This is a genomic window from Variovorax sp. YR750 (assembly GCF_900109805.1).
In the GTDB taxonomy this organism is placed as follows: domain Bacteria; phylum Pseudomonadota; class Gammaproteobacteria; order Burkholderiales; family Burkholderiaceae_C; genus Variovorax; species Variovorax gossypii.
In genome coordinates this window covers 486723-507493 of sequence record NZ_FOBJ01000002.1, presented here as the reverse complement: position 1 = coordinate 507493, position 20771 = coordinate 486723, and the positions used below count along the sequence as shown (strand labels likewise).

20 protein-coding genes are annotated in these 20771 nt (G+C 69.7%); 6 read left to right on the top strand and 14 right to left on the bottom strand.

The features are described 5' to 3' along the window. Positions 1 to 45: 45 nt before the first annotated feature. Positions 46 to 2004 carry an MFS transporter gene (locus BMY35_RS05895; protein ID WP_093196064.1) on the bottom strand — a complete coding sequence of 653 codons (1959 nt, stop codon included), beginning with the start codon at positions 2002 to 2004 and terminating at the stop codon, positions 46 to 48. 14 nt (positions 2005 to 2018) lie between these two features. Beyond that, positions 2019 to 2873, bottom strand: a complete 855-nt coding sequence (locus BMY35_RS05890) for a hypothetical protein (protein ID WP_093196063.1) — start codon at positions 2871 to 2873, stop codon at positions 2019 to 2021. A gap of 146 nt (positions 2874 to 3019) precedes the next feature. Between BMY35_RS05890 and BMY35_RS05885 the strand changes: the two genes are divergently transcribed. Then, positions 3020 to 3754: a helix-turn-helix domain-containing protein gene (locus BMY35_RS05885; protein ID WP_019653935.1), complete on the top strand. Its 735-nt coding sequence runs from the start codon at positions 3020 to 3022 to the stop codon at positions 3752 to 3754. A gap of 3 nt (positions 3755 to 3757) precedes the next feature. Here BMY35_RS05885 and pyrF read toward each other — a convergent pair whose 3' ends face one another. From pyrF to BMY35_RS05860, 5 genes are read right to left on the bottom strand one after another with little or no spacing between them, the layout of a single operon-like run. After that, a complete protein-coding gene (gene pyrF / locus BMY35_RS05880; RefSeq protein WP_093196062.1) occupies positions 3758 to 4582 on the bottom strand; it encodes an orotidine-5'-phosphate decarboxylase in 825 nt (274 codons plus the stop codon). Positions 4583 to 4626: 44 nt separating this feature from the next. Further along, positions 4627 to 5433 (bottom strand): uracil-DNA glycosylase family protein, encoded by an 807-nt coding sequence (locus tag BMY35_RS05875; RefSeq protein WP_093196061.1) that lies wholly within the window; start codon positions 5431 to 5433, stop codon positions 4627 to 4629. Further along, positions 5430 to 5972, bottom strand: a complete 543-nt coding sequence (rimI, locus tag BMY35_RS05870; RefSeq protein WP_093196060.1) for a ribosomal protein S18-alanine N-acetyltransferase — start codon at positions 5970 to 5972, stop codon at positions 5430 to 5432. Before rimI ends, BMY35_RS05875 begins: the two co-directional genes overlap by 4 nt. A gap of 10 nt (positions 5973 to 5982) precedes the next feature. Then, on the bottom strand, positions 5983 to 6696 hold the full coding sequence (gene tsaB / locus BMY35_RS05865; protein WP_093196059.1) for a tRNA (adenosine(37)-N6)-threonylcarbamoyltransferase complex dimerization subunit type 1 TsaB: 714 nt from the start codon (positions 6694 to 6696) through the stop codon (positions 5983 to 5985). A gap of 8 nt (positions 6697 to 6704) precedes the next feature. Next, entirely contained in the window at positions 6705 to 7526 is an 822-nt protein-coding gene (locus BMY35_RS05860; protein ID WP_093196058.1) for a DeoR/GlpR family DNA-binding transcription regulator, read from the bottom strand. Between the two features lie 79 nt (positions 7527 to 7605). On the opposite strand from BMY35_RS05860, the gene BMY35_RS05855 reads away from it, so the two are divergent. The 3 genes from BMY35_RS05855 to BMY35_RS05845 all read left to right on the top strand — a co-directional run bounded on the left by BMY35_RS05855 (position 7606) and on the right by BMY35_RS05845 (position 11420). Continuing rightward, a complete protein-coding gene (locus tag BMY35_RS05855) occupies positions 7606 to 8193 on the top strand; it encodes an NUDIX hydrolase (RefSeq protein ID WP_093196185.1) in 588 nt (195 codons plus the stop codon). A gap of 7 nt (positions 8194 to 8200) precedes the next feature. Next, the gene (gene dacB, locus BMY35_RS05850) at positions 8201 to 9646 is read left to right on the top strand and encodes a D-alanyl-D-alanine carboxypeptidase/D-alanyl-D-alanine endopeptidase (protein ID WP_093196057.1); all 1446 of its coding nucleotides are present in this window, start codon (positions 8201 to 8203) and stop codon (positions 9644 to 9646) included. A gap of 169 nt (positions 9647 to 9815) precedes the next feature. Continuing rightward, positions 9816 to 11420 carry an alpha/beta hydrolase family protein gene (locus BMY35_RS05845; RefSeq protein ID WP_093196056.1) on the top strand — a complete coding sequence of 535 codons (1605 nt, stop codon included), beginning with the start codon at positions 9816 to 9818 and terminating at the stop codon, positions 11418 to 11420. Between the two features lie 122 nt (positions 11421 to 11542). Here the strand turns inward: BMY35_RS05845 and BMY35_RS05840 are convergent, their stop codons facing one another. From BMY35_RS05840 to purE, 3 genes are read right to left on the bottom strand one after another with little or no spacing between them, the layout of a single operon-like run. Next, the gene (locus BMY35_RS05840; RefSeq protein ID WP_093196055.1) at positions 11543 to 12544 is read right to left on the bottom strand and encodes an L-threonylcarbamoyladenylate synthase; all 1002 of its coding nucleotides are present in this window, start codon (positions 12542 to 12544) and stop codon (positions 11543 to 11545) included. After that, entirely contained in the window at positions 12541 to 13749 is a 1209-nt protein-coding gene (locus tag BMY35_RS05835) for a 5-(carboxyamino)imidazole ribonucleotide synthase (protein WP_093196054.1), read from the bottom strand. The genes BMY35_RS05840 and BMY35_RS05835 overlap by 4 nt, the downstream gene beginning before the upstream one ends. Next, on the bottom strand, positions 13746 to 14297 hold the full coding sequence (gene purE, locus BMY35_RS05830) for a 5-(carboxyamino)imidazole ribonucleotide mutase (protein WP_093196053.1): 552 nt from the start codon (positions 14295 to 14297) through the stop codon (positions 13746 to 13748). The genes BMY35_RS05835 and purE overlap by 4 nt, the downstream gene beginning before the upstream one ends. A 36-nt stretch (positions 14298 to 14333) precedes the next feature. On the opposite strand from purE, the gene BMY35_RS05825 reads away from it, so the two are divergent. Both BMY35_RS05825 and BMY35_RS05820 read left to right on the top strand, forming a co-directional pair. After that, a complete protein-coding gene (locus BMY35_RS05825; protein ID WP_093196052.1) occupies positions 14334 to 15254 on the top strand; it encodes a tetratricopeptide repeat protein in 921 nt (306 codons plus the stop codon). A gap of 156 nt (positions 15255 to 15410) precedes the next feature. After that, positions 15411 to 15866: an META domain-containing protein gene (locus BMY35_RS05820; protein ID WP_093196051.1), complete on the top strand. Its 456-nt coding sequence runs from the start codon at positions 15411 to 15413 to the stop codon at positions 15864 to 15866. A 28-nt stretch (positions 15867 to 15894) separates the two neighbouring features. Here BMY35_RS05820 and BMY35_RS05815 read toward each other — a convergent pair whose 3' ends face one another. The 4 genes from BMY35_RS05815 to BMY35_RS05800 form a co-directional block, all read right to left on the bottom strand. Further along, a complete protein-coding gene (locus tag BMY35_RS05815; protein WP_093196050.1) occupies positions 15895 to 17397 on the bottom strand; it encodes a hypothetical protein in 1503 nt (500 codons plus the stop codon). 179 nt (positions 17398 to 17576) lie between these two features. Continuing rightward, complete coding sequence (locus BMY35_RS05810; protein WP_093196049.1) at positions 17577 to 18482, bottom strand: phosphoribosylaminoimidazolesuccinocarboxamide synthase; 906 nt, start codon at positions 18480 to 18482, stop codon at positions 17577 to 17579. Positions 18483 to 18684: 202 nt separating this feature from the next. Then, positions 18685 to 19749 (bottom strand): class II fructose-bisphosphate aldolase, encoded by a 1065-nt coding sequence (gene fba / locus BMY35_RS05805; protein WP_093196048.1) that lies wholly within the window; start codon positions 19747 to 19749, stop codon positions 18685 to 18687. 65 nt (positions 19750 to 19814) lie between these two features. Further along, entirely contained in the window at positions 19815 to 20744 is a 930-nt protein-coding gene (locus BMY35_RS05800) for an alpha/beta hydrolase (protein WP_093196047.1), read from the bottom strand. Positions 20745 to 20771 lie beyond the last annotated feature (27 nt).

Genomic DNA, 20771 nt, shown 5'->3' with positions numbered 1-20771 from the left:
GTTTTCGGCTCCGCCGGTATCCGCAAGAGATACTTTTCGGGTATTTCAGGAGGCCAGCAGGGCGCTCACGCGCTGGCGCAGCGCGTCGGGATGCACCTCGGCCGGCGGCACCGGGGCGCCGACGTTCAGGCCCACGCGGCTGAAGAAGCCGCGGCGGAAGGGCTTGGCCATGGCCACGCGCTCGCCGCCACGCAGCTCGATGCGGCTGAAGTACGAGCCCCAGAGGTTGGTCAGCGCCATCGGGATCACCGGCGGCTCGATGCCCTGGGCGCGCGCGCCCTCGAGGATCTTCATCACGCCGCCCTTGAAGGGCTGCAGCTCGCCGTCGCGCGTGATCGCGCCTTCGGGGAAGATGGCGAGCAGGTCGCCCTCGCGCAGCACTTCCTGCGCCTTGGCGAACGCCGCCTCGTAGGCCGCCGGGTCTTCCTTCTGCGACGCGATGGGGATCGCCTTGGCCAGCTTGAAGAGCCACCCCAGCACCGGCACCCTGAAGATGCGGTGGTCCATGATGAAGCGGATCGGCCGCGGGCTCGCCGCCATCAGCAGCACGGCGTCGATGAAGCTCACGTGGTTGCAAACCAGCACGGCCGCGCCCTCGGTGGGAATGTGCGTCTCGCCCTTGATGTCGAAGCGATAGACGAAGCGCGACAGCACCCAGGCCACGAAGCGCAGCAGGTACTCGGGCACCAGCATGAAGATGTAGAACGCCACCACCGCGTTGGCGATGCCCGTGAACAAAAAGATCTGCGGAATGGTGAAGCCCGCGCCCAGCAGTGCGCCTGCGATGACCGAGCTGCCGATCATGAAGAGCGCGTTGAGGATGTTGTTCGCCGCGATGATCCGCGCGCGGTGCGTGGGCTGGCTGCGCAACTGGATCAGCGCGTACATCGGCACGCTGTAGAGCCCCGCGAAGAGCGACAGCAACGCCAGGTCGGCCATCACGCGCCAGTGCGCGGCCTGGTGCACGAAGGCGCCGATGCCCATGTCGTGCGTGGCGGGCGCGAGGCCGCGCGAGGCGAAGTACAGGTCGATCGCGAACACGCTCATGCCGATGGCGCCCAGCGGCACCAGGCCGATCTCCACCTGCCGGCGGCTGAGCGTCTCGCACAGGAGCGAGCCGACGCCGATGCCCACCGAGAACACCACCAGCAGCAGCGAGGCCACCTGCTCGTCGCCGTGCAGCACTTCCTTGGCGAAGCTCGGGAACTGGCTCAGGAACACCGCGCCGAAGAACCACATCCACGAAATGCCCAGCAGCGAGCGGAACACCACCACGTTCTCGTTCGCGAGCTTCAGGTTTCGCCAGGTCTCGCTGATGGGGTTCCAGTTGATGACCAGCCCCGGGTCGGTGGCCGGCGCGCGCGGAATGGCCTGCGCCACGCCCCGGCCGACCAGCGCCAGCAGCACGCAGCCCACGGCCACGCTCGTGTGGCCGACCTGCGGCAGGGCCACCAGCAGCCCGCCGGCCACCTGCCCGAGCAGGATGGCGACGAAGGTGCCCATCTCGACCATGCCGTTGCCGCCGGTGAGCTCGCGCGCGTCGAGCACCTGCGGCAGGTAGGCGAACTTGACCGGGCCGAACAGCGTGGAGTGCAGCCCCATGAGGAACACGCAGCCCAGCAGCACCACCGCGTTGGCCGTGACGAAGCCCCAGGCGGCGATCAGCATGATCACGATCTCGAGATCCTTGACGAAGCGGATCATCTTCGTCTTGTCGAACTTGTCGGTGAGCTGGCCGGAGGTGGCCGAGAACAGCAGGAACGGCAGGATGAAGAGCGCGCCGATCACCAGGCCCGCCATGGAAGGCGGCATCCAGCTCAGCTGGAGCTGGTAGGTCACCATCACGGTGAAGGCGAACTTGAAGAGGTTGTCGTTCGCCGCGCCCGCGAACTGCGTCCAGAAGAAAGGCGCGAAGCGCCGCTGCCCGAGGAGCGCGAACTGGTTGGCGTGGGCGTTCTCCTCGTGAACCACTGGCGTGGCTGCTGCGGCGGAGGGATTTGTCATTCGAAGAGTGCTCCTCATGCGGCCACGGCGGCGGCGCCCGGATTGTGCCGCAGCGCGGCTTCCCAGCGCATCTCCAGCTTGCGCAGGGCGAACACCACGGGCAGCCCGGCGAGCGAGGCCGTCAGGTGCTTGAGCGTGTGGCCCGACACCGTATGCCGCGTGAACTCGTAGATCTGGTGGTCGGCCATCTCGAAGCCCTTGGCCAGCACATAGAAGAAGATGACCCAGCCCAGCTTCAGCCCCACCGACTTGCGCATCGGCGTGGAGAGCGCCAGCGTCAGCACCAGCGCCATGCCGCCGAACTGCACCAGCGCCCAGGGCATGACGTTGCCCGTCTCCTGGAACACCTCGGCCGAGAGCAGGCCGGCAGTCAGCACGAACCAGGCGGCGGGCCAGCCGGCGCGCTGGCTCACCCGTTCGCAGACCGCCACCCCGATCAGCCCGGCGAATGCCACCGCCATGCCGGCGCGGTCCGCCGCGAGCCGGGGGCCGTCGGGCATGAGGTGGTAGAAGGCCGATCCGGCGGCGGTGGCGATCAGGCCGGCGAAGAACAGCCAGGCGCAGTCGAGCGTGTTGTCCGGCGGGTCGCTGGCGGGCGGAGCCAGCGGGAACTGCGACAGCGCCTCCTGGTGCGAGCGGTCGATGCGGTTGAGCCGGTACAGGCCCCACAGGCCGATCACCACGAAGGGGACGTTGCTCAGCACGTCCATGGCGTTGGGCAGCCCGTGCCAGGCGCGGTTGTCGGCGAACACCGAGGCGATGGCCACGTCGGCGGCCGGCAGCTCGGGGCCGAAGAAGGCGATCAACGTGAGCAGCGCGAAGGTGAAAAGCAACCCGCGTTCGCGGCGGCTGAGAGAGGGCAGAAGCATGGCGGTCCTCGGTGGTGGTCTGAACGTGGGGCGGAATTTAGGGTCCGGACCCCTCCAGAGGCATCGAGAATCGATACGAGGTACTAATTCACACCCGGTGGTATCTCCAATTGATACTTGCCGACGCCCGTGTACGCTTCCGGCCCATGAGTACCACCGTCGATCTCGTCCAAGCCCTCAAGAACGAACTCAAGAACGCCCGCATGACCTACGCCGACCTGGCGCGGTCGCTGGACATGGCCGAATCCAGCGTCAAGCGGATGCTGGCCAAGAGCGACATGCCGCTGTCGCGCGTGGACGCCATCTGCCGGGCGCTGAAGATCGATTTCGCCGAACTGGCGCGCCGCGTGGCCGACGCCCAGCCGCTGCTGAAGGAGCTGACGCACGAGCAGGAAAAGGCGGTGGTCAAGGACAAGAAGCTGCTGCTGGTGGCCATCAGCGTGCTGAGCCAGTGGACGCTTGAGCAGATCGTGGCCGCCTACCGCGTGAGCGAGGCCGAGTGCATCGGCTTCCTGGCGCAGCTGGACCGCATCGGCATCATCGAGCTGCGCCCGCTCAACCGGTATCGCCTGAAGCTCGCCAAGACCTTCCGCTGGCGGCCGCACGGCCCGGTGATGGAGTTCTTCCGCGAGAACGTGGTACTCGACTACTACAAGGGCGGCTTCGACGGCCCGGCCGAGGGCCTGCTGCTGGTGCACGGCCAGATCAGCCGCTCGCTGGCGCCCGCCTTCCTGGAGCGCCTGCAGCGCGTGGCGCAGGACTTCGCCCAGCAGCACCAGACCGACCAGAAACTGGCCGCCAAGGACCGCGAGGGCTACACGCTGCTGCTGGGGATGCGGAACTGGGAGTTCGAGGCTTTTACAAGGCTCCGTAGAGCCTGAGGCTCAGGGCTTGGCCGCTTCGAGGGTGTCGCGCATCGTGCGCGCCGCATTCTTGGCCGCTTCGGCGAAATCGTCGCCCGACGAGGCGTAGATGATCGCCCGCGACGAGTTCACGACGATCGGCGCATCGGCGCGCCAGCCGGCGCGCACCGTGGCGACCGCATCGCCGCCCTGTGCACCGACGCCGGGAATCAGCAGCGGCACCGTGGGCGCGAGCTCGCGCACGCGCTCGATCTCGGCGGGGTAGGTCGCGCCCACCACCAGCCCGAGCTGGCCGTTCAGGTTCCACGGCCCCTGCGCCAGCTTGGCGACGTGCTCGTACAGGAAGGGCTGGCCCTCGACGTCCGCCAGCCGCTGGCCCTGCAGGTCGGAACCGCCCGGGTTGCTGGTGCGGCACAGCAGGAAGGCGCCCTTGCCCTCGTGCTTGAGGTACGGCGCCACCGAGTCGAAGCCCATGAAGGGCGACAGCGTCACCGCGTCGGCGCCGTAGCGCTCGAAGGCTTCCAGGGCGTACTGCTCGGCGGTGGAGCCGATGTCGCCGCGCTTGGCGTCGAGGATCACGGGCACGTGGGGCGCGTTGCGGCGCATGTGCTCCATGAGCTTCTCGAGCTGGGCTTCGGCGCGATGGGCGGCGAAGTAGGCGATCTGCGGCTTGAAGGAAATGACCAGATCGGCCGTGGCGTCGACGATGCGAGCGCAGAAATCGTAGATGCGGGTGGCGTCACCCTTGAACTGACCCGGGAACCTGGCTGGCTCCGGATCGAGCCCCACGCAAAGCAAAGAACCGTTTTTTTGCTGTGCGGCGGCCAGCTTGTCGAGAAAAGTCATGAGGCCCGATTTTAGGCGGGCCGCCCCGGAACCACGCCAGCCCGTCAGTTCGACGCCGGCGTGTGCTGCTCGGCGGCCAGGCAGAGATCGGCCCAGGCACGGGCCTTGTCGGCCGGATTGCGCAGCAGGTACGCGGGGTGGTAGGTGGCCACCACCATCGCCGCGCCGCCGGCGGAATCCAGCGGAACGACGCGGCCGCGCAGCTTGCCGAGCGGGTCGCCGCTGCGCATCAGGCTCTGCGCGGCCAGCGGGCCCATGGCCAGCACGACGCGCGGAGCGATGGCAGCCGCATGCTCGCCGAAGGCCTCGTCCATGGCGCGCGGGCTGCCGGGCTGGCCGGCGGCCACGCCGCGGTGGGTGCGCATGAGGTGCACCGGCGTGCCGCCATCGTGCAGCTTCAGGGCGCGCAGCATGTTGTCGAGCAGGCGGCCGGCGTCGCCGGCGAAGGGATCGCCGTGGCGGCCGTCGGCTTCGGGGGGCATGTCGGCCACGACCAGCCAGCCGCCCTGTGCGGGCTCCGCGCCGGCATCGGCATCTGCATAGAGGCGGCAGGGTGCCTCGACCAGAACGGCTGCGCCCTGGGTGACTGGCGCGGCGGCGCGCGGAGCCGGCGCGGGGGCCTGCACCGGTGCGACGGCAGGCCGGGCGACAGGCGGCGGCGCGGCCACCGGCATTTCGACTTCCTGCCGCTCGTCGACGATGACCACTTCGTCCTCGACGGGCGCCGGAGCTTCGGGCGCTGCCGCCACCTCGACCGCCTCGGGCACAGGCCACCAGACCTTCACGCCCATCTCGTCGAGCATCGCGCGCTGGCGGGCGTCGAGCCTCAGTGTCTGCACAGCGCCGCTCATCGCAGGCCTCCCCAGGCGGTGGTGCTTTCGTTCAGGCGCAGGCTCATGACGACCGCGTCCTCGCGCTTGCCGTCGTACGCCGGGTAGTAGCCCTTGCGCACGCCGACGCTGCGGAAGCCCTGGCGCAGGTAGATGTCGAGCGCGCGCTGGTTGCTCTGGCGCACTTCGAGCCAGAGCCACTGCGCGCCCTCGGCGCGCGACCAGCCGCCCAGCGCCTCGAGCATGAGCGGCGCCCAGCCCTGCCGCTGGAAGGCCGGCGCCACGGTGATGTTCAGCAGGTGCACCTCGTCGACGCCCTTCATGGCGACGAAGTAGCCGATCAGCGTCTCGCCCAGCTGGGTGACCGGCGAATTCACGCCCGGCGCCGCGCCGGGGGCCAGCAGGCACTGGCAGTGGTAGCCCACGGCCATGGAATCGGTGAAGTTGGCGCGCGTCCAGGGGTGGCTGTAGGCCGTCTGCTCGACCGCGCAGACGGCATCGATCCGCTCGACGGTGAGCGGTTCGAGGCGGGCTTCGACGGGTTGGAGGACGGCGCTCATGCGAGGGTGTCTAGCGTGCAGCGGCCGCCTTGATGGCGGCGCGCTCTTCGGTGGTTTGCGCCACTTTATCGCGAACGTAGAGCGGCCAGGCCTGCGCGGCCGGCACGGTGCGCCCGGCGGCGAGCAGCGCGGGCGCCAGCCGGAGCATGGCGACGGCCGTCGGCAGCGCCTCATGGCGGGCGGAGGCCGGGGCCAGGCGCGCGCCGTAGGCGGCGAAGGCATTGCCGGCGAGGGCCCAGCCGGCGGGCACGTCGAGCTCCTCGGGCGACAGCAGCAGGGGCTCTTCGCCTCCTTCGGGCTGGCCGAGCGGGCCATGGGCCGCGAAGTCGTAGCGCGCGGCGTAGACCTGGTCCATGCGGGCATCCAGCACCGCCACCACCTGTTGCGCGCCGAAGGCATGGCGCGCTTCCTCGGCCACCGCGAGCAGGGTGTCGACCGGCAGCAGCGGCACCTTGGCGCCGAAGGCCAGGCCCTGCGCCACCGAGCAGGCGGTGCGCAGGCCGGTGAAGGAGCCCGGGCCGCGGCCGAAGGCGATGGCGTCGAGCTCGGCCAGCGCGAGGCCGGCTTCGCCCAGCAGCTGCCGGATCAGCGGGAGAAGGGTGCTGGAGGCCTGCGCGCCGCCGGCACCCTCGTGCGCCAGCAGCCTGTCGCCGTGCATCACGGCCACGGACAGGTGTTCAGTGCTGGTATCGAAGGCGAGCAGCTTGGGCGGGACGGAAGGCATCCCCGCGATTATCGAGGGCCGGGCAATCCCGAAGCACGGCCTGCGATATCGGCTGCGTTCGCGTCATCCGCACCGTCACTGCGCAGGACCGTCAACCCCGCCCGGCGCAACGGCGCCAGCGCCCCCGCCGGAGCCTGCGGCGAAACCAGCAACGTGCCGGCCGACGCCACCGGGTTGACCACCCACGCCGACGCCGCGCCGATCTTCTCCGACGAGGCCATCACCACCGTCTCGGCCGCCGAGGCCATCAGCGCGCGCTTGATCTCTGCCTCCTCCAGGTCGCCCGTGGTCAGCCCGGCCTCGGCATGCACGCCGGTGACGCCCATGAAGTAGGTGTCGGCATGGATGCGCGAGATGGCCGCCATCGCCGCCGAACCCACCGCCACCATCGAATGCCGGAAGAGGCGCCCGCCGATCAGCACCACCTCGGCGCCGGCATGCGAAGCCAGTTCCACCGCCACGGACGGGCTGTGCGTGACCACCGTGGCCCGCAGGTTCGCCGGCAGGTGTCGCGCGAGCTGCACGGCGGTGGTGCCGCCGTCGATGAACACCACCTGCCCCGGCTTCACCAGGCGCGCGGCGGCGCGGCCGATGGCGATCTTCTCGTCGGGCGCGAGCTGCTGGCGGCCGGCGAGGTCGGCCTCGGCCGCCGCCAGCGGCAGCGCGCCGCCGTGCACGCGCAGCAGCAGGCCCTCGGCTGCCAGCTCGCGCAGATCGCGGCGGATGGTGTCCTCCGACAGGCCGAGTTCTTCGCTGAGCGACTTGGCGACGACGTTGCCGTCGCGTTGCAGGACCGAGAGGATGTGTTGCTTGCGCTGGCTGGTGAGCATCGGCCGATGGTATCGGCTCGCGCCGGAATTTGCACGTTTTTTCTTGTTTTTGCACGAATGTGCGCATATGCTCGCCGCCATGACCATCCACGACCGCGTCCGGGTGCACGAAGTCACCCTGCTCTCCGACAACTGGTACACGCTGCGCACCACCGCCTTCGACTGGCGCCGCAATGACGGCCAGTGGCAGCGCATGCACCGCGAGACCTACGACCGCGGCAACGGTGCCACGCTGCTGCCCTACAACCTCGAGCGGCGCACCGTGCTGCTGACGCGGCAGTTCCGCTACCCGGCCTTCGTGAACGGACACGACGACCTGCTGATCGAGGCCGCTGCCGGCCTGCTGGACAACGCGGCGCCCGAGGAGCGCATCCGCGCAGAGGTGGAGGAAGAGCTCGGCTACCGGCTGGGCGAGGTGCGCAAGGTCTTCGAGTGCTTCATGAGCCCGGGCTCGGTCACCGAGAAGCTGCATTTCTTCGTCGCGCCCTACGAGCCCTCGATGCGCGTCGGCGAAGGCGGCGGGCTGGCCGAGGAAGGCGAGGACATCGAGGTGCTGGAGGTGGGCATCGACGAGGCGCTGGCCATGGTGGCCGACGGGCGCATCGCGGACGCCAAGACGGTGATGCTGCTGTATCACGCGAAGCTGCACGTTTTCCCGCCGGGATAATGGGCGGATGCCTTTCGCCTTTCGTCGTGTCCCCCGTGCACTCGCCTGCGCGCTGACTCTCGCAACGCTGGCTCCGGCCGGCGCACTCGCCCAACAACAGGCACCGCAAGCCCTTCCGACCCAGGTCGAAGCCGCCCTCGCCCGCGCCAAGGTGCCGCGCGAGTCGGTGACCATGCTGGTCGCCGAGGCCGACGGCACGCGCCAGCCGCGCCTGGCCTGGCGCACGCAGGCGCAGGTGAACCCGGCGTCGATCATGAAGCTGGTCACCACCTACGCCGCGCTCGACCTGCTCGGCGCGGCCTACAGCTGGACCACGCCGGTCTACGTCGACGGCACGGTGAACAACGGCGTGCTCAACGGCAACCTCTACATCAAGGGCCAGGGCGATCCGAAGCTGGTGCTGGAGCGCGTGTGGCTGCTGCTGCGCCACGTGCAGGGGCTGGGCATCAGCACCGTGAGCGGCGACATCGTCCTCGACCGCAGCGCCTTCGAGACCACGGTGGAAAGCGACCCCGCCGCCTTCGACGGCGAGCCGCTGCGCCCCTACAACGCCTCGCCCGACGCGCTGCTGGTGAACTTCAAGTCGGTCAACATGACCTTCGCGCCCGACCGTGCCGGCCAGATCGCGCGGGTGAGCTACGAGCCCCCGCTGGCCAGCGTGGCGATGCCGCAGACCGTGGCGCTGGTGCCCGGCGAATGCGGCGACTGGCGCGGCACGCTGCGCGCCGACTTCAGCGACGTGAACCGCATCCGCTTCAACGGCGGCTTCCCCAGCGGCTGCGGCGAGAAGAGCTGGGCCGTGGCCTACGGCGACCCGCGCACCTACGCCATGCGCGCCATCGGCGGCATGTGGGCCGAGATGGGCGGGCGCGTCGGCGGCCAGATGCGCGAGGGGCGCGTGCCGGCGGGGCTGAAGCCGGCCTTCGAGTTCGAGTCGCCGCCGCTGGCGGAGGTGATCCGCGACATCAACAAGTACAGCAACAACGTGATGGCGCAGCAGCTGTTCCTCACCATCGGGCTGGCGCAGAAGAACCGCGGCACCTTCGAGGCCTCGCGCACGGCGCTGGGCCAGTGGTGGCGCGAGCGCATCGGCACGGGCGAGGCGCAGCCGGTGTTCGAGAACGGCTCGGGCCTGTCGCGCGACGAGCGCATCAGCGCCGCCGCGCTCGGCCGCATGCTGCAGGTGGCGTGGCGCTCGCCGGTGATGCCGGAGCTGATGTCCTCGCTGCCGGCCATGGGCGTGGACGGCACGCTGAAGAAGCGCACGCTGCGTTCGGGCGGCTCGGCGCACCTGAAGACCGGCACGCTGCGCGACGCCTCGGGCGTGGCCGGCTACGTGGACGGCGCGAGCGGACGCCGCTACGTGCTCGTGGCCATCGCCAACGGCGAGAACGCCGGGGCCGCGCGAGCGGCCTTCGACGCGCTGGTCGACTGGGCCTCGCAGGACAACTGAAGGCCTGAAGGCCGCCTGCATGGCCGGCGGCTGGCTGGCTTGCAGCGCTGTGTACTGAAGTTTTCTGAGGGCAAACGCCCGCTTGCGCACGACCATGCCGCTGCACAGAATCGGACGGTCGTTCGATTCCATACAGACAAGCCAAGCGCACCAGCGCAGGAGACATCACGTGAACCAGCCTCATCCCCAGTCCTCGAGATCCCTGCGCAAGACCGGCGCCTTCACGGCCGTCGCAAGCGCCGCGACGCTGCTGCTGCTCGCCGCCTGCGGCGGTGGTGGCGGGGGCGGAGGAGGCATCGGCATCGGGGTGGGCGTTCCGCCGCCCGCGGTCGACAACGGCCGGGGCTCGGTGGTCACCGACCCGCCCGAGAAGACGGCCGCGCTGACGGCCACCCAGTTCACCGCCAGCCTGCAGGCCAGCGACCAGGGCAAGGCCCTGCTGCAGGTGGCGGGCACGCCCAAGTGCGGCGTGGACCTGCGCTACCTCGAGTACCGCACCGTCGGCGCGAAGAACGAGGCCACCAACGCCACCGCCGCCATCATGGTGCCCACCGGCTCCGACGTGGCCTGCGGCGGCCAGCGCCCGGTGGTGCTCTATGCCCACGGCACCACCGCCGCCAAGGCCTACAACCTGGCGAAGTGGACCGACAGCACGCAGGCCGCCGCCGGCGAGGGCCTGATGGTCGCCGCCATGTTCGCGGCGCAGGGCTACATCGTGGTGGCGCCCAACTACGCGGGCTACGACAAGTCGACGCTGCCCTACCACCCGTACCTCAACGGCGACCAGCAGGGCAAGGACATGGTCGACGCGCTCACCGCGGCGCGCAAGACCTTCTCGGGCATCGGCGCGAACGACGCCGGCTCGCTCTTCATCACCGGCTACTCGCAGGGCGGCTACGTGGCGATGGCGGCGCACCGCGAGATGCAGGCCAACGGCAAGGCCGTGACGGCATCGGCGCCGCTGTCGGCGCCCTCGGCCATCAGCCTGCTGACCGACTACACCTACCTGGGCTGGCCGGCACTGGGCGCCACGCTGTTCGTGCCGCTGCTGTCGACCAGCTGGCAGCAGCAGTTCGGCAACGTCTACGGCTCCACCAGCGACGTGTACGAGGCGCAGTACGCCAGCGGCATCGACACCCTGCTGCCGAGCACTTCGCCCGGCACGCTGTTCTCCAGCGGCAAGCTGCCGCAGCTCGCGCTGTTCCCGGCCAACGCCACGCCGGGTCCGGTGAGCCCCGAGCTGTCGATCTTCTACGGCGCCAACAACCTCATCAAGCAGAGCTTCCTGACGCAGGCGGCCGGCGACATCCAGGGCAACCCCTGCGCCGGCAACGCGCTGCCAGCCACGGCGGCCTCGCTGAGCACGACCTCGCCGCTGGACTGCAAGCCGTCCACGGGCTTTCGCAAGGCCGCCATCGCCAACGACCTGCGCAACTGGGTGCCGACCCGGCCGGTGCTGATGTGCGGCGGCGCCAACGACCCCACGGTGAACTTCGTGAGCACACGCGCCACCTCGGGCTACTTCCGCGCCAAGGGCATGCCGTCGAGCTTGCTGTCCGTGGTGGACCTGGAGGATTCGGCAGCGATCGACGCCTACTCGACCGCCCGCGCCGGCTTCGCGCAGGCCAAGGCCCTGCTGGCGCAGAACACGTCGGGCAGCGCATCGGACAAGGCACAGGCGGTCACTCTGGCGTACCACGGCACGCTGGCGCCGCCGTTCTGCCTGGCCTCCGCGCGAGGCTTCTTCCAGGGTGTCCTCGCAGCCGGAGGCTGAACGAAGAGCCCATTCCAGGAACACCGCGGAACCGGCTTTGCCGGGCCGCTGGTGTTGCCCCCTGCAAGGGGGTGGGCGGCCACACGAAGTGGGCAAGCCTGGGGGCTAGCCGTTAGCCAGGTTCAAGCGGCCGACGCCCTTTGAAGGCGGTCTTTCACGCCTTCCCAGTCGTGCGTGTCGGGCGGCGTCTCGACCCAGATCAGCTTGACGCCCTGCGCGTCGAACTCGCGCAGCACCGCGAACAGCAGCTGCGCGCTCGCCGCCGCGTCGTCGGGCATGCGTCGCAGCAGCACGCGCTGCGAGCGGCTTCGCACCGCCGTGCGCGACCACACGGCGATGTGGGCGGCATTCGCGCCCAGCACGTCGAGGCCGGTCTGGATCGACTTGGCGTCCATCAGCCGCACCTTGGCGTTCGGCGCGTAGTGCGCTTCGAGCGTGCCCGAGGCGCGCGGGTCGGGCGTTTCCAGCACTTCGCGGTCGGCGAGCTTCTCGCCGCAGGCGGCCTCGATCTCGGCACGCGTGATGAGGCCCGGGCGAAGCAGCACGGGCGCGCCGCGGCTGCAGTCGACGATGGTCGACTCGATACCCACGTCGCAGGCCCCGCCGTCGATCACCAGCAGGTCGTCGCCGAACTCGTCGTGCACGTGCTGCGCGGTGGTCGGGCTGACGCGGCCGAAGCGGTTGGCGCTTGGCCCCGCGACGCCGGGCACGCCCTGCTCGGCGCAGGCTTCGAGAAGCGCCTGCGCCACCGGATGCGAGGGGCAGCGCAGGCCGATGGTGTCCTGCCCGCCGGCGGCCGCCGCGCCCACGCCGGGCTGGCGCGTGACGATCAGCGTGAGCGGACCGGGCCAGAAGGCCTGCACCAGCTTCTGCGCGAAGGCCGGTAGCGGCTGGGCGAAGCGCGAGAGCGATTCGATGCCCTTGGTGCCGGCCGCCACGTGGACGATCAGCGGATGGTCGGAGGGCCGCCCCTTGGCCTCGAAGATGCCGGCCACGGCCGTGTCGCTGCTCGCGTCGGCGCCGAGGCCGTACACGGTCTCGGTCGGGAAGGCCACCAGCCCGCCCGCGCGCAGCACGCGCGCCGCCTCGGCGATGGCTTCGGGGGTGCGGCCGTCGAGGATCATGCGAGGTCGGTGGTGCTCACCGCCGGCAGGCCCAGCAGCAGCGCGGCCTGCGAGGCCGTGGCGCGCACCGCCTCGAGCGTGGCGCCGGTGAGGGTGAGGTGGCCCATCTTGCGGCCGCGGCGCGGCTCGATCTTTCCGTAGAGGTGCAGGTGCGCGCCGGGCAGCGCGAGCACCTCGCTCCAGTGCGGCGACACCGGCTTGTCGGCCTTGCCGTCGGCGCCGGCGGGAAACCACAGGTCGCCCAGCAGGTTGAGCATGATCGCGGGGCTGTGCTGGCGCGGCGCGGCCAGCGGCAGGCCGGCGAGGGTGCGCACCTGCAGTTCGAACTGCGACACGTCGCAGGCTTCCATCGTGTAGTGGCCGCTGTTGTGCGGGCGCGGCGCCATCTCGTTGACGACCAGCGAGCCGTCGGCCAGCGCGAAGAACTCGACGCACAGCACGCCCACGTAGCCCAGGCCGTTGGCGATGCTCTTGGCGGAGTTGACGGCGCCCTGCGCCACCGTCTTGGGCATGTTCTGCGCATGCACCTCGGTCACGGCCAGGATGCCGTCGCGGTGCAGGTTGCGCTGCGGCGGGAAGTGCACGATCTGGCCGTCGCGGCCGCGCGCGAGGATGACCGAGCACTCGAATTCGAGCGGCAGCATCTTCTCGAGCACGCAGGGCACGCAGCCCGTGGCCTGCCAGGCGTCGACCAGCTCGGCGCGCGTCTTCACGCGCTGCTGGCCCTTGCCGTCGTAGCCCAGGCGCGCGGTCTTCAGGATGCCGGGCAGCAGGTTGTCGTCGACGGCGGCGAGCTGGGCGGCGGTCTCGATGACGGCGTAAGGCGCGCAGGGCACGCCGCAGCGGGTGAAGTGCGCCTTCTCGGCGATGCGGTCCTGCGCGATGGCGATGGCCGGCGCGGCGGGCGACACCGGGCGCGCCACCGCGAGATGCTCCAGCGAAGGCGCGGGCACGTTCTCGAACTCGGTGGTCACCGCGTCGGCCAGGCCGGCCAGGCGGGCGAGGCCGTCGACGTCGTCGTAGTCGGTGTGGATGTGGTGGTGGCTCACGCGGCCGGCGGGGCTGTCGGTGTCGGGATCGAGCACCGCCGTGAAGTAGCCCATGCGCTGGGCGGCGTGGGCGAACATGCGCCCCAGCTGTCCACCGCCGAGCACGCCGAGCGTGGCGCCCGGGAGGATGGGCAGGTCACCGTTCTTGCTGCTCACAGGGCACCTCCGCCTTGCGGCGAGAAAGGAGACACGGGGGGAGCCTCGCCAGCGGGGGCCGGGGGCAGGGTCATGGCCTCGGCGGCCGCCGTCTGCGCGGCGCGGAAGGCGTCGAGCTTCGCGCGCAGCGCCGGGTTGTTCACCGCCAGCATCGACACCGCGAACAGCGCCGCGTTGGCCGCGCCGGCGTTGCCGATGGCGAAGGTGGCGACCGGCACGCCCTTGGGCATCTGCACGATGCTGTAGAGCGAATCGACGCCCTGCAGGTGGCGGCTGGCCACCGGCACGCCAAGCACCGGCACCGTGGTCTTGGAGGCCAGCATGCCCGGCAGGTGGGCCGCGCCGCCCGCGCCGGCGATGATCGCGGCCAGCCCGCGCCCGGCGGCGCTTTCGGCGTATTCGAAGAGCGTGTCGGGCATCCGGTGGGCCGAGACCACCCTGGCTTCGTGCCCGATTCCGAATTGCTGGAGAATCTCGACCGCGTTGCGCATCGTCTCCCAATCGGAGTTCGAGCCCATCACTACACCGACCTGAATGGTTTCGTTCATGGTTTCAATTTTACGTTTCACCCCCAGCTGGTTCCGATGATCGACATCACTCTCGAAAATTTCCAGGCCGAACTGATCGAAGGCTCGGTCGCCACGCCGGTGCTGCTGGACATCTGGGCCGAATGGTGCGGCCCCTGCAAGCAGCTGGGCCCGGTGCTCGAAAAGCTCGAGGTCGAGTACGGCGGGCGCTTCACGCTGGCCAAGCTCGACGCCGACAAGGTGCCGCAGATTTCCTCGCAGCTGTCGGAGATGTTCGGCGTGCGCAGCATCCCGTTCTGCGTGATGTTCAAGGACGGCCAGCCGGTGGACGGCTTCGTCGGCGCCATCCCGGCCGACAAGATCCGCGAATTCCTCGACAAGCACGTGCCCGGCGCCGACGAGGCCGAGGCAGCCTCGCAGGAAGCCGCCGCCCAGGAGGCGCTGGCCGGTGGCGACACCGAAGGCGCGCTCGAGAAGCTGCAGCACGCGGTGGCCACCGACCCGGCCAACGACGACGCCCGCTTCGACTACGTGAAGCTGCTGCTGCAGGAAGGCCGCATCGACGACGCCAAGGTGGCCTTCGCCCCGGTGATCGCCAAGACCTCGGTGGTGCGCCGCTTCGACGCGCTGCAACGCTGGATGGACGCTATCGATTTCGCAGCACCAGTGGCAGGCGCAGCGCCTGCTGTCGCCGACTTCGACGCGAAGATCGCCGCCAACAAGCGCGACTTCGACGCCCGCTTCGGCCGCGCCCGCCTGCTGATGGCCGCGCAGCGCTGGACCGACGCCATGGACGAGCTGCTCGACATCCTGATGCGCGACAAGACCTGGAGCGAGGACCTCGCCCGCAAGACCTACATCGCCATCCTCGACATCATCGAGCCGCCGAAGGTGAAGGTGGCCGACGGGCAGATCCCGCCGGACGATCCGGTGGTGGCGAGCTACCGGCGCCGGCTCAGCAGCATCGTGCTGAGCTGATCCCCTTCCAGAAGATCTTCCCAAAGCGACCTCCGGGTCGCTTTTTTCATGGCCTTTGCGGCAAGCGGGCGCGCCATTGGCGAGCCCCGCGCCGTCGCATACGATCACGCCCGATTCAACTTGTTGCAGATCTGATCTGAAAAGGAAAGACCGGCCATGCGCTCATTCGCCCGCCTCGCCCGCCGCCTTGCGCCTTCCGCCCTCGCGGCGGCGGCACTGACGACCGCCCTGACCGGCTGCGGGAGCGGCATCAGCCTCGACGAGCCGATCGAAGGCCCGGCCTGGCAACTGGTGCAGCTGGGCGACGAGCCGGTGGCGCCGGGCAGCGGCGCGCAGGTGCAGTTCGACCGCAGCAGCGGACGGGTGAGCGGCTCGGGCGGCTGCAACCGCATCTCGGGCACTTTCACGCGCACCGGCGTCGCGCTGAAGATCGGCCAGATGGCCTCGACCCGCATGGCCTGCACCGACCCGACGCGCGGCGCCAACGAGGCTCAGTTCATTTCCGCGCTGCAGAGCGCCACGAGCTACCGGCTGGCCGGGCCGACCCGGCTGGCGCTGCTGGATGCCAGCGGGCGGACGGTGGCGCTGCTGAACAGCGGCGGGGGGCGCTGAGGGGCGCTCCCGAGCTGCCCCCGACGTCTTACTTGTCGGCTGCCGTCGCGACGGTCAGCTGGACTTCCTCGGTGGCCAGGCCCCGGTCGGAGATGGTGACGTCCACCGTGCCCTTGGCATCGGCCGCGACCTTGATGCGCACCATGTACTGGTTCACGCCCGGGCCGACCAGGATCTCGAAGCTCGCCGAGCCCTTGACCGATACCTGCGGCGTCGCGGTCACGCCGCTCACGGTGATTTCGTGGGCCTCGCCCGGGGCGACCTTCGTGTCGTCTGCCGGGGAAATGCTCATGGCGCTCACGCCGCCCACGCAGCTGCCGTTGCGTTCGACGGACTTGCGCTGCTCGGCGAAGCTGAGCAGGCGATTACTCAGGGGGCGACGGGCGGCGTAGAGGTCGGCGGTTTCGGCTGCCAGCCTGCGCGCTGTCGTTGCTTCGTCCGCCTTGGGCTTCTGGCCCTTCGCTTGCGCTTCGAGCCTGTCTTCGCGCGTCCTCTGCGCCTCTTTCACGGCGGCGGCGGTCTGCTGCTTCTGCAGGGCGGCGACCTGTGCGAGCAGCTCCTGCATGCTGGCGCTTCCGAGCGACTTCGACGCGGCAGCGGTGGTCGTCGTCTTCGTCTGCTTGCCAGCGGCACCGCCGCCGTCGCCAGCGCCCGACGTGGTTGGCGGAGTGCCAGCGCCGCCGCCTGCGCCCCCATTGCTTTCGCTCGGGACATCGATCTTCACCGATCTGAAGCTGCCGATGATTCCCGCTGCCTGGCTGGCCATGACCTCCGGCGAAGTGATGGGCTTGCTGGCTGCGTTGATCCGCGCGGCCACCCGGGCGAAGACGAGGTCGCCCTCGCGCATCAGGGTGACGCCGCTGTTGTTCAGCTGGTCGGCCAGTTGCTCGCTGGAGGCCAGGGTCTTGCGGGCGCGCACCAGCGCACTTCTCGCCTCCACCCGGACCTGCGCCCAGGCAAGCTTGCTGTCGCGGCCATAGCGCTCGGTGGCCTCGGCCTCGAGCAGGCTCTTGTCGAGCTTGTTGATGGCCTTCGCAAGATCTTCCCGCTCCTGCCTCATCTGCGAGAACTGGACCGCGCTCATGCGCAGCGGCTCGATGTTCATCATCGCGCAAGTCAGCTCGCGCATGCCTTCGACATACGCCTGCTCCTGGGCGGGATTGACGAACCAGGTGCTGCCTGAGTAAGCCGCGAAGCCGGCCGCGCCGGCCAGCGCCAGGCGCTTCTTGTCGTGGTCGCTCGTCACGCCCGACTTCAGGCCGCTGTAGAGCGCCGCGGCGGTGACGCCCAGCAGTCCGAGCTGCGTGACGGCGCGTACGCGCGCCTGCGTGGAAAGCGAGTCGTACCACTCGCGGCGCTGGTCCTTGAGCACGGCGAGCGCGCCGTGCAGGTTGCCGGCCAGCCTTTCGGCATGGGCGTAGTGCACTTCCTCCCGGCCGAGCTGGCTGATCGGCTTGTCGACGCGCGCACTGCGCTGGTAGGGATTCGTGCTGCTGCACCCCGCGATCGCAACGGCAAGGCCCGCGGCCATGCAGCGATGCCAGCGCTGGACTCTTCCTGCTCCGGTTTCCATATTCCCGCCCCTCATGTTCTTGGCGCACATGATGGCGAGGCGGGGACGTTCGGGCATCCCCTGTTCCCGTGGCGACAAGGCGCCCGGGATGGACTACCCGGCTACGCGGGCAGCCCCTGCTTCAGCCTGTCGGCCTGTCAGCCGGTGAGCCGTTCCAGCGCCTCGCGGTACTTGGCGGCCGTCTTCTCGATGACCTCGGCCGGCAGGCGCGGCGCCGGGGGCGTCTTGTCCCAGGGCTTGCCGTTGATCTTGGTGCCCTCGAGCCAGTCGCGCACGAACTGCTTGTCGTAGCTCGGCGGATTGGCGCCGGCGGCCAGTGCGGCCTGGTAGCCCTCGACCGGCCAGTAGCGCGAGCTGTCGGGCGTGAGCACTTCGTCCATCAGCACCAGCGTGCCGTTCTCGTCGAGGCCGAACTCGAACTTGGTGTCGGCAATGATCATTCCCTTGGTCAGGGCGATCTGCGCGGCGGTCTCGTAGATGGCGATGCTGGTCTCGCGGATCTGCTGCGCGAGCTTGGGGCCGACGATTTCCACCACGCGCTCGTAGCTGATGTTCTCATCGTGCTCGCCGGCCGCGGCCTTGGCGGCGGGGGTGAAGATGGGGCGCGGCAGCTTGCTCGCGTTGGTCAGGCCCTCGGGCAGCGGCACGCCGCAGACCGAGCGGCTTTCCTGGTATTCCTTCCAGCCGCTGCCGGCCAGGTAGCCGCGCACCACGGCCTCGACCGGGATCGGCTTCAGGCGCTTGACCAGCATCGAGCGGCCGGTGACCTGCGGCACCTCTGCGGCCGTGACGGCGCTCTCGGGCGCGTCGCCGGTCAGGTGGTTGGGGCAGATCTGGCCGAGCCGGTCGAACCACCACAGCGCCATCTTCGTGAGGATCTCGCCCTTGCCGGGGATGGGCTCGCCCATGATCACGTCGAAGGCGCTCAGGCGGTCGCTCGCGACCATCAGGATGCGGTCTTCGCCGACGGCGTAGTTGTCGCGCACCTTGCCGCGCGCAAGCAGGGGCAGGCTCTGGATGGAGGAGGTGTGGACGGTGGTCATGGGGCTGGTGCGGTGAAACGGGATAGCGGAGTTCGGATTGTGCGCGCAGAAAAAAGCCACCATCGAAGGTGGCCCGCAGATCGTGAAAAGGCCCTGATCATCCGAGGGGCCGCCGCGCACGGCCGCCCGAAGCGGCCGGCCCGCCCCCGGTAGGGGGTTGGCGAAGCGACACGAAGTGCGCGCAGCCTGGGGGCGAGCCTGGTTAGATGACTTCCTGCGCCAGTTCGCCCTTGGCGTACTTGGTGGCGACGACCTGGAGCGTGTCGCCCTTGATCTTGGCGCCCTGGCCTTCGCAGCCGAATTCGATGTAGCGCTGCTTGCAGATCTGCTTGGCGGCCTCGCGCGCGGGCTTGAGCCATTCGCGGGCGTCGAACTTCTCGGGGTTCTCGGCCATGAACTTGCGCACCGCGCCGGTCATCGCCAGGCGGATGTCGGTGTCGATGTTGATCTTGCGCACGCCGTACTTGATGGCTTCCTGGATTTCCTCGACGGGCACGCCGTAGGTTTCCTTCATGTTGCCGCCGAACTTGCGGATGATTTCGAGCAGGTCCTGCGGCACCGACGACGAGCCGTGCATCACCAGGTGGGTGTTGGGCAGGCGGGCGTGGATTTCCTTCACGCGCTGGATCGACAGGATGTCGCCGGTGGGCTTGCGGGTGAACTTGTAGGCGCCGTGGCTGGTGCCGATGGCGATGGCCAGCGCGTCGAGCTGCGTGGCCTTGACGAACTGGGCGGCTTCCTCGGGGTCGGTCAGCAGCGCGGAGTGGTCGAGCACGCCTTCAGCGCCGATGCCGTCTTCCTCGCCGGCCATGCCGGTCTCGAGCGAGCCCAGGCAGCCCAGCTCGCCTTCGACGGTCACGCCGACCTTGTGCGCCAGCTGCACGACCTTGCGGGTCACGTCGACGTTGTAGTCGAAGGAGGCGGGCGTCTTGCCGTCTTCGTGCAGGGAGCCGTCCATCATGACGGAGGAGAAGCCGAGGTCGATGGCGCCCTGGCAGATGGCCGGGCTCTGGCCGTGGTCCTGGTGCATGACCAGCGGGATGTTCGGGTACTGCTCGATGGCGGCCTGGATCAGGTGCTTGATGAAGGCCTCGCCGGCGTATTTGCGGGCACCGGCGCTGGCCTGCAGGATGACGGGCGCGCCGGTTTCCTTGGCGGCCTCCATGACGGCCTGGACCTGTTCGAGGTTGTTGACGTTGAAGGCCGGAATGCCGTAGCCATTGGCTGCGGCATGGTCGAGCAGTTCGCGCATCGAGACGAGTGCCATGGGAAATACCTCGCGGGAAATTGAAAGAAGAAGAAGACGGAAAGGCGGGAAAAACTGCCGTAATTCTACCGAGCACCCTTGTGGGACAGGACCGACGCCAGCCCGAGGAAATCCATGACAGGCGGCAGCACCGGCCCGCCCAGCCACTGGATGGGCCTGGCGAAGGCGCCGATCAGCGTCACGTGGCTCAGGTCGTCGAACAGCCGGACCTGCACCGGAACGCCCGCCGCGCGCAGCGCTGCGGCCATCTGCCCCGTGTTGCGGCCGGGCTGGACCAGGTCGTCCTTCGAAGCCGCCATGAGCAGGGCGCGCGGCGATCCGGACGTGACATGCGCCAGCGGTTGCGAGTCGCGCGGCGTGTCCGGCCAGTTGAAGGCGACCCGCGCCTGCGGGTCGATGATGGGCAGGAAGTCGTAGGGGCCGGCCAGGCCGATCCATCCCGCGAGCTGCTTCGGGCTGGCCCCCACCTCCCCGAGCCAGCGCCCGTCGAGCGCCACCATCGCGGCGTTGTAGCCGCCCGAACTGTGGCCCATGACGAACACCTGCTTCGGGTCGGCGCCCAGCCGGGCCGCGTTGTCGAGCGCCCATTTGACGGCCAGCGCGCTGTCGCGCACGAAGGCCGGGTAGGTGAAGGCCGGCGAGAGTCCGTAGTCGGGCACCACCACCACGGCGCCCCGCGCGGCCAGCGCCTCGCCCATGAACCTGTAGCTGGCGCGATCGCCGGTCGTCCAGGTGCCGCCGTAGAAGAACACGACCAGCGGCCGCCCGCCCGGCGCTGGCTGCGTGGCCGGCAGCGGCTGGTACACGTCGAGCAACTGGTGCGGCGCCTGGCCGTAGGCGATGCCGCCCTGGAACCGGTAGGTGTCGGTGGGCACCAGGCCGTTGAGCACCTTGACCGGCGAACAGGCCGAGAGCACTGCCGCGGCGATGACGGAGAAGGCGATGAGAAAAGCGCCGCGGCGCCGGCGGAGTGAGGCGAAGGTGGGAAGGCTCATCGCAACAGTACGCACGCTGCCGGGTGC

Bases quoted from the DNA above. Each gene is read 5' to 3' on its own strand.
- BMY35_RS05895 (WP_093196064.1), bottom strand. From the start codon at position 2,004: ATGACAAATCCCTCCGCCGCAGCAGCCACGCCAGTGGTTCACGAGGAG.
- BMY35_RS05890 (WP_093196063.1), bottom strand. From the start codon at position 2,873: ATGCTTCTGCCCTCTCTCAGCCGCCGCGAACGCGGGTTGCTTTTCACC.
- BMY35_RS05885 (WP_019653935.1), top strand. From the start codon at position 3,020: ATGAGTACCACCGTCGATCTCGTCCAAGCCCTCAAGAACGAACTCAAG.
- pyrF (WP_093196062.1), bottom strand. From the start codon at position 4,582: ATGACTTTTCTCGACAAGCTGGCCGCCGCACAGCAAAAAAACGGTTCT.
- BMY35_RS05875 (WP_093196061.1), bottom strand. From the start codon at position 5,433: ATGAGCGGCGCTGTGCAGACACTGAGGCTCGACGCCCGCCAGCGCGCG.
- rimI (WP_093196060.1), bottom strand. From the start codon at position 5,972: ATGAGCGCCGTCCTCCAACCCGTCGAAGCCCGCCTCGAACCGCTCACC.
- tsaB (WP_093196059.1), bottom strand. From the start codon at position 6,696: ATGCCTTCCGTCCCGCCCAAGCTGCTCGCCTTCGATACCAGCACTGAA.
- BMY35_RS05860 (WP_093196058.1), bottom strand. From the start codon at position 7,526: ATGCTCACCAGCCAGCGCAAGCAACACATCCTCTCGGTCCTGCAACGC.
- BMY35_RS05855 (WP_093196185.1), top strand. From the start codon at position 7,606: ATGACCATCCACGACCGCGTCCGGGTGCACGAAGTCACCCTGCTCTCC.
- dacB (WP_093196057.1), top strand. From the start codon at position 8,201: ATGCCTTTCGCCTTTCGTCGTGTCCCCCGTGCACTCGCCTGCGCGCTG.
- BMY35_RS05840 (WP_093196055.1), bottom strand. From the start codon at position 12,544: ATGATCCTCGACGGCCGCACCCCCGAAGCCATCGCCGAGGCGGCGCGC.
- purE (WP_093196053.1), bottom strand. From the start codon at position 14,297: ATGAACGAAACCATTCAGGTCGGTGTAGTGATGGGCTCGAACTCCGAT.
- BMY35_RS05825 (WP_093196052.1), top strand. From the start codon at position 14,334: ATGATCGACATCACTCTCGAAAATTTCCAGGCCGAACTGATCGAAGGC.
- BMY35_RS05820 (WP_093196051.1), top strand. From the start codon at position 15,411: ATGCGCTCATTCGCCCGCCTCGCCCGCCGCCTTGCGCCTTCCGCCCTC.
- BMY35_RS05815 (WP_093196050.1), bottom strand. From the start codon at position 17,397: ATGGCCGCGGGCCTTGCCGTTGCGATCGCGGGGTGCAGCAGCACGAAT.
- BMY35_RS05810 (WP_093196049.1), bottom strand. From the start codon at position 18,482: ATGACCACCGTCCACACCTCCTCCATCCAGAGCCTGCCCCTGCTTGCG.
- fba (WP_093196048.1), bottom strand. From the start codon at position 19,749: ATGGCACTCGTCTCGATGCGCGAACTGCTCGACCATGCCGCAGCCAAT.
- BMY35_RS05800 (WP_093196047.1), bottom strand. From the start codon at position 20,744: ATGAGCCTTCCCACCTTCGCCTCACTCCGCCGGCGCCGCGGCGCTTTT.